We start from the raw sequence: 6,406 nt of genomic DNA, 5'->3' as shown, positions 1-6,406 counted from the left end.
CTGATGCAATCCCTGTGGGAGCTGGCTTGCCAGCGATAGGGCCGGTACAGGCATCAATAACCTTCAGGCCTTGCGCGGGTTAAGAATCACCAGGGCCAAAACCCCCGCCACAATCCCCCAGAACGCCGACCCGATCGAGAACAGGGTCAGCCCCGACGCCGTCACCATGAAGGTAATCACTGCCGCCTCCCGCTCGCGCGCTTCGCTCATGGCAACCGTCAGCCCGTTCATGATCGAGCCAAACAGCGCCAGCGCCGCAATCGACAGCACCAGCTCTTTCGGCAACGCGGCAAACAGCGCTGCCAGGGTCGCCCCGAACACCCCGGCGATGCCGTAGAAAATCCCGCACCACACCGCTGCGGTGTAGCGTTTGCTGGGGTCTTCATGGGCATGCGGCCCAGTGCAGATGGCCGCGCTGATCGCCGCCAGGTTGACCCCGTGCGAGCCAAACGGCGCCAGCAGCAGCGAGGCAAAACCGGTAGCCGAGATCAGGGGCGAGGCCGGTACCTGGTAGCCGTCGGCGCGCAGCACGGCCACGCCAGGCATGTTCTGCGAGGTCATGGCCACCACGAACAGCGGAATGCCGATGCTGATGGTGGCGGCCAGCGAGAAGCTCGGCGTGGTCCACACCGGCTTGGCCACTTCCAGGTGGAAGCCGCTGAAGTCCAGCAGGCCCAGCGCGCCCGACAGTGCGGTACCCACCAGCAAGGCCGCCAGCACGCAATAGCGCGGCGACAGCCGCTTGACCAGCAGGTAGCTGAAGAACATGCCCAACACCAGCAGGGTACGGTGCTGCGCCGCCATGAAGATTTCGCTGCCGATCTTGAACAGGATGCCCGCCAGCAACGCCGAAGCCAGCGACGCCGGAATGCGTTTGACCAGGCGCTCGAAGCTGCCGGTCAGCCCGCACACCAGCACCAGCACCGCACAGGTGATGTAGGCGCCAATGGCCTCGCCATAGCTGACCCCGCCCAGGCTGGTGATCAGCAGCGCTGCGCCGGGGGTGGACCAGGCAATGGTGATGGGGGTGCGGTAGCGCAATGACAGGCCGATACTGCACACCGCCATGCCAATCGACAGCGCCCAGATCCACGACGAGATCTGCGCAGTGGTCAGCCCGGCCGCCTGGCCGGCCTGGAACATCAGCACCAGCGAGCTGGTATAACCGGTGAGCATGGCGATGAAGCCGGCGACCACCGCCGACGGGGCGCTGTCTGCCAGGGGCCGCAGGCGTGCGGAAGTGGCATTGGTCATGAACAAAGTCCTTGTAAAGGTGTAAGCAGTTTTTTCAGACTACAGCCAGCAAGGTGGATCCTTGCCATACAGCGGCCATTGCTTTTAGCCGTACAGTCGCCAACTATTGGGCGCAATTGCAAAACTGCTTTGCAGGGAGGGGCGATGTACAAGGTTTATGGCGACTACCAGTCGGGTAACTGCTACAAGGTCAAGTTGATGTTGAGCCTGCTGGGCCGGCCGTATGAATGGCACCCGGTGGACATTCTCAAGGGCGAGACCGAAACGCCGGCGTTTCTGGCGATGAACCCCAATGGCAAGGTGCCGGTGCTGGAGCTGGAAGACGGCACTTACCTGTGGGAGTCCAACGCCATTCTCAATTTCCTGGCCGATGGCAGTACATTCCTGCCCAGCGAGCCGCGCCTGCGCACCCAGGTGTTGCAGTGGCAGTTCTTCGAGCAGTACAGCCACGAGCCGTACATTGCCGTGGCGCGTTTCATCCAGTTTTACCTGGGGCTGCCAGATGAGCGTATGGAGGAATACAAAAAGCTGCACAAGGGCGGCTACAAGGCCTTGAAGGTGATGGAACGCCAGCTGCAGATGACCCCGTACCTGGTCGGTGAGCAGTATTCGATTGCCGATGTGGCGTTGTATGCCTACACCCATGTGGCCCATCAGGGCGGGTTCGACCTGGCCGATTACCCTGCCGTTCGCGCCTGGCTGGCGCGGGTTGCCAGCCACCCGAGGCATGTGCCGATGGTGGGTTGACCGCTAACCTGTACCGGCCGCATCGCTGGCAAGCCAGCTCCCACAATCAATATGTTAGGTATTGTTGTGTGGGCGCTGGCTTGCCGGCGATAGGGCCAGTGCAGGAAAGCTGAAACCTGTCAGGCGGAAGCAAACCGCTCATCCAGGTAGGCAATGATGGCCTTGGACTCATACATCCAGGTCACCTTGCCCGCTTCTTCAATGCGCAGGCACGGCACTTTCACCCGGCCGCCACCTTCTTGCAGGGCCTGGCGGTGCGCCGAGTCGTTCTTGGCATCACGCAGCGCCACCGGTACGTTCAGGCGGTGCAGGGTGCGGCGGGTCTTGACGCAGAACGGGCAGGCATGGAACTGGTACAGCGCCAGGCCCTTGGCCGCCTGGTCGACGCGGGCCTGGGCGGCGGCGTCGCGCTTGCGCTTGGCCGGGCGGCTGATCCAGTCTGCGAACACGATGACTTGGCCGAGGCCAACCCGCAGGGCTTTGACGATCATGGGCAACTCCTGAAATGCAAAAGCCGACCTGCAAGGGTCGGCTCGGGGTCTGCAGCCAGTTACTTGATCAGGCTGAGGAACTCGCTGCGGGTGGCGGCGTTGTCGCGGAATTCGCCCAGCATCACCGAGGTGATCATGGTCGAGTTCTGTTTTTCCACACCGCGCATCATCATGCACATGTGCTTGGCTTCGATCACCACGGCCACGCCGGCGGCACCGGTAACCTGCTGGATAGCCTCGGCCACCTGGCGGCTGAGGTTTTCCTGAATTTGCAGGCGGCGGGCGAACATGTCGACGATGCGCGCGACCTTCGACAGGCCCAGCACCTTGCCTTTGGGCAGGTAGGCCACGTGCGCCTTGCCGATGAACGGCAGCATGTGGTGTTCGCACATCGAATACAGCTCGATGTCCCGGACCAGTACCATTTCGCTGTTGTCAGAGCTGAACAACGCGTTGTTGGTCACTTCTTCCAGTGTTTGCTCATAACCGCGGCAAAGGTACTTCATCGCCTTTGCAGCCCGCTTGGGCGTGTCGAGCAGGCCCTCGCGGGAGACGTCCTCGCCAAGCTGGCTGAGGATCTCGGTGTAGTTCTGTTCCAGGGACATGGATCTACCTTGGGAAAAAATCGCAAAAACGAAGGTTACGGCGGCGCGCGCGGCGCTGCAAGCACGGCGTTACTCGTCGCGGCCTTCGAGCATGGTTCGCTTGAGCATCACATACACGGCACCGGTGCCGCCGTGGCGGGCACTGCACGAGGCAAAGCCGAGCACCTGCGGGTGCTGGCGCAGCCAGGTGTTGACGTGGCTTTTGATCATCGGCCGCTTGCCGTCCAGGCGCGCAGCCTTGCCATGGGTCACGCGCACGCAGCGCACTTCCAGCTTGGTGGCTTCGGCGATGAAGGCCCACAAGGTTTCGCGGGCCTTCTCCACGGTCATGCCATGCAGGTCGAGGCTGCCCTCGAACGGGATCTGCCCCAGTTTCAGCTTGCGCAGCTGGGTTTCCTGCACGCCGTCGCGGCGCCACATCAGTTCGTCTTCGGCGCCCACGTCGATCACGAACTGGTCAGACATACCGTCGATGACCAGCGCCTTGTCACTGCGAACGGTCGCCGCCTGGCGCAGGCCGGCCAGCTGCTGGCGGTCGGCCTTGGGCTTGCCGACTTCGGCGCGGTCGTGGCGGATCGGCTTTACGCCGCGCACTTCGGCCTTGAACAGGGAAAAATCGTCGTCTTGCATGGTGCCTCCACGTGGGCGGCGTAGTTTACGCGACTGTGGGGGCTTTATGCAGCCTATACAAAACCGTCAATCATGCTTCTTCATCAGGTGCGGCGACAGGTTCAGCTCCCGCCCGCGCCGCAGGCGAATGCGGCTGTGCCGCCACAAGCGCACGCCCAGCCACAGCAGCAGCAAACCAGCCACGGTAACGATGCTGGACAACGCCTTGTTGGCGTTGAGTTCCTGCAGGGCAGGGTAGTTGCCGAGCAGGCCGGCGATGCCGGCCATGGCCAGCAGTACGCCCAGGGTCGCCAGCAGGGCGGACAGCCCGGCCGCCAGGCGGGCGCCCCAATTACGCGGTTGGCGCGGGCGCAGGCGCTTGGCGTCGAAACTGCCTTTGAGCTTCATTCCGCTCTCCTCTGTGGATATCCGGAATTCGACCTGCCGCCGCCCCTTGGGTTCCGCCCGGCTGCCGGGCGGTCGTGCCAAAGCCTCAGATCAGGCTGGCGGTTGGGGCCACGCAAGCGAAGTTGTCGGCCATCACGGCCATTTCGCACTGGTGGATCTGCGCGGCCGGTATAACCCCTTCCTTGAACGCCAGGTCGCGGGTCGCCGAAGCGTCTTCTACCAGTGTGCACCGGTAACCATAGTCTTTGGCGCGGCGCACGGTGGTGCTGACGCTGGAATGGCTCATGAAGCCGCACACGATCAGGTCCAGGTGCCCCAGCTCCTGCAGCGTTTCGTGCAGCTTGGTGTTCTTGAAGGCATTGGGCATGCGCTTTTCGATGACGATTTCGCCCTCCAGCGGCTCCAGCCCTGGAATGAACTGGCCAGCGGGCCCCTGTGGGTCGAAACGGCCACCCACCGTGCCCAAGTGGCGAACATGGATGATCGGACGGCCGCTTTTGCGCGCGGCGTCGAGCAACCTGGCGATGTTGGCCACGGCCTCGTCCATGCCCGACAACTGCAGGGGCCCACTGAGGTACTCCTTTTGCGCATCGATGATGATCAGGCTGGCGTGGCTCAGCTTGGCCGGCGGGTAATCGCGGCCAGTGAGGCGGAACATCGTGGTTGGAACGGACATCAAGGGCTCCTTGGTAGGGCTTTTGTGCACCTATTCTCCCCTGCATTGGCGCCAATGGGAATGGTTGACAACGCAAGTGGCATGGTTACTGGCCTGTGGCTAGCCCGGCAACCATGCGATGGAACAAATCTGTGCCCCAGGCTGTTAGACTTTTGTCCGTTCTGAATTAGGAGTACCCCGTGATCACATCCCGCCTGCGCACCCTGCGCGACTACATCCGCTGGGCAGTCAGCCGCTTCCATGAGCATGACCTGTTCTTCGGCCATGGTGCCGACAATGCCTGGGACGAAGCCCGTCTGCTGGTGCTGGGTGCGGTGCACCTGCCATGGGAGGTGGCCGACAGCTACCTGGACTGCATGCTCGAAGACGACGAGCGGGTGCGCCTGCAGCACCTGCTCAAGCGCCGTATTGAAGAGCGCGTGCCAACTGCCTACCTGTTGGGCGAGGCCTGGTTCTGCGGCATGTCGTTCATCGTCGACGAGCGCGTGCTGGTGCCGCGCTCACCCATTGGCGAGCTGATCGAAAAGCGCTTCGAGCCGTGGTTGGCCAACGAGCCGGCACGCATTCTGGACCTGTGCACCGGTTCGGGCTGCATCGGCATCGTCGCCGCCGACGTGTTCCCCGAGGCCGAAGTAGTGCTGGCCGACCTGTCGTTCCAGGCCCTTGAAGTGGCCAACCAGAACATCGAGCGCCATGGCCTGGACGCCCGTGTGTACACCGTGCAGGGCGACGGTTTTGCCGGCTTGCCGGGGCAGCGCTTCGACCTGATCCTGTCCAACCCGCCGTATGTCGACGCCGAAGACTTCGACGACATGCCGGCCGAGTACCACCACGAGCCGGAGCTGGGCCTGGCCTGTGGCAATGATGGCCTGGACCTGGTGCGGCGCATGCTGGCCGAAGCGGCCGACCACCTCACCGAAAAAGGCTTGCTGATTGTCGAAGTGGGCAACAGCCAGGTGCATGTGGAGGCGCTGTACCCCGAGGTGGACTTTGCCTGGCTGGAGTTCGAGCGCGGCGGGCATGGGGTGTTCATGCTGACCGCTGAGCAGTGCCGCCAGCACCAGGAGCTGTTCAAGGGCCGCGTCTGATTCCGAACGGGGCTGCTTTGCAGCCCATTCGCGGGCACGCCCGCTCCCACAGGTATATCACCGGTCCTTGTGGGAGCGGGCAAGCCCGCGAAACAGGCAACGCGGTCTTAACGGGTTGCGATCCAGATCAGCAGCCCCGCCTGAAACACCGCAAACGCCACCAGGCACGTAATGGTAAAGCGCAGCCCGCCATCTTCACGCTGGTACTTGGCCACCCGCTCATCACGCTCGCGCAGCTGTGCGTCTTTTTCCTGCAATTGCTGGTCTGCCTGCTGCAGCAAGCTGGCGGCGTCAAGAATAGCCACCCGTTGCAGCCGTTCATTGCTCCAGGCTGCTTTCAACTGCCCCACAGGCATTTCCACGGTGCGGCCTTTCAGGTGTTGGGCGTCTTCGTACTCCACCTCGATGCCCACCCCACGCAGGCAGTGGTCACGGCGCAGGCGTGAGTCTTCGTTCAGCGCGTCCTTGTTCGGCAAGGGCATGCCCTCGACCTGGTAATGCGACCACTTGCGCTGCAGCCACTGCGCG

Annotated in this window: 8 protein-coding genes and 1 pseudogene; 2 read left to right on the top strand and 7 right to left on the bottom strand. The window is 63.1% G+C overall.

The window, feature by feature from the left end:
- Positions 1-63 precede the first annotated feature (63 nt).
- Positions 64-1,254 (bottom strand): benzoate/H(+) symporter BenE family transporter, encoded by a 1,191-nt coding sequence (locus tag GYA94_RS23360; protein ID WP_161893191.1) that lies wholly within the window; start codon positions 1,252-1,254, stop codon positions 64-66.
- Between the two features lie 144 nt (positions 1,255-1,398).
- Between GYA94_RS23360 and GYA94_RS23355 the strand changes: the two genes are divergently transcribed.
- Entirely contained in the window at positions 1,399-2,001 is a 603-nt protein-coding gene (locus tag GYA94_RS23355) for a glutathione S-transferase family protein (RefSeq protein WP_161893190.1), read from the top strand.
- Positions 2,002-2,120: 119 nt separating this feature from the next.
- On the opposite strand, the gene GYA94_RS23350 is transcribed toward GYA94_RS23355, so the two are convergent.
- The 5 genes from GYA94_RS23350 to GYA94_RS23330 all read right to left on the bottom strand — a co-directional run bounded on the left by GYA94_RS23350 (position 2,121) and on the right by GYA94_RS23330 (position 4,790).
- Entirely contained in the window at positions 2,121-2,492 is a 372-nt protein-coding gene (locus GYA94_RS23350; RefSeq protein WP_009683233.1) for a glutaredoxin, read from the bottom strand.
- A 59-nt stretch (positions 2,493-2,551) separates the two neighbouring features.
- Positions 2,552-3,097: a GTP cyclohydrolase I FolE gene (gene folE / locus GYA94_RS23345; RefSeq protein WP_054911867.1), complete on the bottom strand. Its 546-nt coding sequence runs from the start codon at positions 3,095-3,097 to the stop codon at positions 2,552-2,554.
- Positions 3,098-3,166: 69 nt separating this feature from the next.
- The gene (locus tag GYA94_RS23340) at positions 3,167-3,727 is read right to left on the bottom strand and encodes a Smr/MutS family protein (protein ID WP_009683235.1); all 561 of its coding nucleotides are present in this window, start codon (positions 3,725-3,727) and stop codon (positions 3,167-3,169) included.
- 66 nt (positions 3,728-3,793) lie between these two features.
- A complete protein-coding gene (locus tag GYA94_RS23335; protein WP_161893189.1) occupies positions 3,794-4,114 on the bottom strand; it encodes a hypothetical protein in 321 nt (106 codons plus the stop codon).
- A gap of 85 nt (positions 4,115-4,199) precedes the next feature.
- Complete coding sequence (locus tag GYA94_RS23330; protein ID WP_161893188.1) at positions 4,200-4,790, bottom strand: cysteine hydrolase family protein; 591 nt, start codon at positions 4,788-4,790, stop codon at positions 4,200-4,202.
- A gap of 179 nt (positions 4,791-4,969) precedes the next feature.
- Between GYA94_RS23330 and prmB the strand changes: the two genes are divergently transcribed.
- Entirely contained in the window at positions 4,970-5,878 is a 909-nt protein-coding gene (gene prmB / locus GYA94_RS23325; protein WP_009683238.1) for a 50S ribosomal protein L3 N(5)-glutamine methyltransferase, read from the top strand.
- 107 nt (positions 5,879-5,985) lie between these two features.
- Here the strand turns inward: prmB and GYA94_RS23320 are convergent.
- Positions 5,986-6,406: pseudogene (locus tag GYA94_RS23320) on the bottom strand (hypothetical protein); the annotation flags it as partial.

Origin of the sequence: Pseudomonas juntendi (assembly GCF_009932375.1) — a bacterium.
GTDB classification, from domain to species: Bacteria; Pseudomonadota; Gammaproteobacteria; order Pseudomonadales; family Pseudomonadaceae; genus Aquipseudomonas; species Aquipseudomonas juntendi.
This window is presented reverse-complemented; position numbering and strand designations above follow the sequence as displayed.